Genomic DNA, 2,977 nt, shown 5'->3' with positions numbered 1-2,977 from the left:
AGGAGGGGTGGTCTACCAGGAAATGGACAGGATCTCGAGCTCGCGCTGCCCCAGCTGGACAACATCGCCAACGCTCTTGCCAATCAGCGCGATGGCAACCGGCGAACCATGCGATATGGAAGCTTGCGCCGGGTTGGCCTCATCCTCGCCGACGATGCGGAAAGTCTGGGTGCGGCCATCATCACGCGCGAAGGTAACGGTGTGCCCGAAGGCGATCACGTCATTGGACGTCGGCACCGGCATGAGCTGAGCCGTGCGGACGCGTTCGGCATAATAGGTGACATCGCGAACCGGAACCGCCGACTGCCGTCGCCTCTCGTTGACATCGTCCAGCACGCTGGCGGCCTCCAGCGCCCCCCGGGCGCGAGCCAATTCATCATGCAGCATCTTGAGACCCGCCTCGGTGACGAGGTTGATCCGATCGGAAATAGGGCGAGCCGGCAGGATGGTTTCCGACGCTGCCTCAGCACTTTCCTCCTTGGCAAGGCTACGCTCAATGGGGAGTAACTCCGTGTGGGATGGTGATGGCTACGGATAGACCATGGGCGAAGATAAAGCTTCAACATTCGACGGCGGGCTTTGGGGGAATGTCCACCAAGGGTCGAGTTTCCCTCCCGTGCCTCCAATGCAGGAGCCGGATGGCCCTCTTGCCGCCAAAAGCTGCCGGACGGCAATGCGCCTCAAGTCGGTCTTAAAGGTGAACTCGTCTCCGCCCAGAAGCAGACGTCGTGGATGGCCATGCTGTCGGTAGTAGCCGCGCCATCAGCGGACATTCGACTTGAGGCAACAAATGTTGGATCTAGGCCCGAGCGAGCTATCACGCGTCCAGTGTTGACCAGGAATGAAGCTACGCCAAACCAGCGCGACGGGCGCCTTCTCTGATCGCAGCAATGGCGACAGGATTGGTAACCGGATAGGTGCTGATGAACACCTCAGCCGTGAAGGTCGGGAATTCGTCCTTTAATCGCGCATTGATCCTGGCGACCTGACGCGTTTCATTGAGCATTGCATGAGCCATTGCCAGAAATAGAAGTGTGGCGGGTGAGTCTGGCGCAGATTGACGTAACGCGACCAGCGATTCCCGGTGAAGGCCAAGAACGTAGCTGCATCGCGCAAGCATTCCATAATACCAGGGAACATAGGGATTTAGCCGGACCGCTCGCTTGGCCAATTCGTAGCCCCGCTTCGGATCGCTTCCAACAAGAGCAAGGCTACCTGCAAGAAAGGCAAGTGAGTCAGCGTCATTCGGAGCCGCCGCCAACACTCGGTCATGCTCTTCGACGGCAGCTTCGATATCGCCCTGCAATGCGCGAAGATCAGCAAGCATTATGCGGGCGTAGATATCGGCCGGATCGAGCGCCAGCGCTTGCTTGACACATTTGCTCCAGCTCTCGATCGAGCCGGAAACGTCGTCGGTAAACCCGTTGATGGCGTCCACAGCATGCGCAAGTGCCAACGCGGTCCAGGCTCTTGCAAGACCCGGATCGAGTTCGATTGCGCGCGCCAGCAGTCGTATCGCCTCCTTGTTCGACTCACGGGTGAAAAGGTGTTTCTGCTCGAGCCCAAGCAGGTAGCAATCATAAGCCTGCAAACTTGCTGGTGGCTTCCGCCGAGCCGCATCGCGTCGCAGATTTGCGAGCTGACCGTGACAAGTTGCAAGGACATTGATGACGTTCTCGGTCACGCTGTCCAGCATCGCAAACAGGTTGTTCGCGGACCGATCGTAACGCACGGTCCAGACATCGACCCCTGTGTGGGCGTCGACGAGTTGGACGCGGATGCGCACCATCTGCCCGTCCACTTGAAAACTTCCCTCGATCACATAGTCCGCATTCAACTCTCGTCCGAGGTCTCGCACGTCAACATGCCTTCCCTTGTAGGAAAGCATTGTCTGACGGGCGATCACCGCAAGGTCGCGGTAACGGGCGAGATCAACTATGAGGTCCGCCGACAAACCATCGGCGATACGGGTCCAGCGTTCTTCTCCACTTAGATTGTCGAACGGGAGAACCGCGACGACTGGTGGGCCTGACTCGTCCGTCGAAAGGCTTCCGGGTAGTGCCTGGCTGAGGTCCTGCTGGCGGTGATCGGCAAGGAACGCAGCAAGCGTCACTTTGCTGCGAACATCGAGCTTCCGATAAACGGCCGAGAGATGGGTCCGGACCGTGGTCGGCGCTATGAACAGCGTTTCACCGATTTCGCGATAGGTCATTCCCTCCGCGAACTTTGCCGCGACCACCAACTCCCGATCCGACAAGCCGGCGAGAGGATTGCCTACGGCGCGAAGCATCGTTCCAATTTCCTTCCGCTGCCGACCTGCGGCCAGAACCCGATGACCTTACGTCAGGGTGAAAATACTACAGATGCGACATCGAAAATACTGCATTTGCACGATTCCATCCGACGGGTCAGCATCCTAGCCTCCGCAGGTCGGCAGGATGAGGTCGCTTGGCAGGCCTTGGTCGATTTCAGAACACGGAGTCCTCCATGACAAAGTTGTCTGTCTTGACCGCAGTACTGGTGCTGTCGGTGTCGGCGAGGCCATGCTTGTCCGAAGGCACCCAAACTAACGGCAAACTGATCTCCGAAGAAGCGGTGAAAGCTGCTAGCGCTGAACTGTATTCCGACATCCTCGTGCGAGCATGCAGGAACGGATGGCGGTATCCGCGCAGCTATATCGAAATCGGATTCAGCCGCCACCTGGCGGAGCTGAAACTGCAGCTTGTCGATCAGGGTTACACTGTCGTACCCGACATGACCGCGAATGATCCGCAGGTCTACGGAACGATATCGGGGGCCAAACGCCGTCTGGTTGGCTCGCGCCAATTCAGCTGTTCCCACCCATATTGGCGCGATGAATGACCTTCCCACCCGACGATATGGAATCCGAAAGGCTGGTTTCAGTCCGTAGACCGTCATGGAGCGAACGTCCGGATCCGGTCAGATCCTGACGATGCCCACGCCGCCCATTAATGTC

Annotated in this window: 3 protein-coding genes; 1 reads left to right on the top strand and 2 read right to left on the bottom strand. The window is 58.4% G+C overall.

Annotation, left to right across the window (positions count from 1 at the left end):
* Positions 1-12 precede the first annotated feature (12 nt).
* Positions 13-498, bottom strand: a complete 486-nt coding sequence (greA, locus tag D3242_RS33085; RefSeq protein ID WP_064985956.1) for a transcription elongation factor GreA — start codon at positions 496-498, stop codon at positions 13-15.
* Between the two features lie 349 nt (positions 499-847).
* Positions 848-2,290, bottom strand: coding sequence for a LuxR C-terminal-related transcriptional regulator (locus tag D3242_RS33080; protein WP_019859696.1), 1,443 nt, complete (start codon positions 2,288-2,290; stop codon positions 848-850).
* Positions 2,291-2,487: 197 nt separating this feature from the next.
* Here D3242_RS33080 and D3242_RS33075 point away from each other — a divergent pair, with 197 nt between their 5' ends.
* Positions 2,488-2,862 (top strand): hypothetical protein, encoded by a 375-nt coding sequence (locus tag D3242_RS33075; RefSeq protein ID WP_019859697.1) that lies wholly within the window; start codon positions 2,488-2,490, stop codon positions 2,860-2,862.
* Positions 2,863-2,977: the final 115 nt, after the last annotated feature.

It is taken from the genome of Mesorhizobium jarvisii (assembly GCF_003601985.1).
In the GTDB taxonomy this organism is placed as follows: Bacteria; Pseudomonadota; Alphaproteobacteria; order Rhizobiales; family Rhizobiaceae; genus Mesorhizobium; species Mesorhizobium jarvisii.
This window is presented reverse-complemented; position numbering and strand designations above follow the sequence as displayed.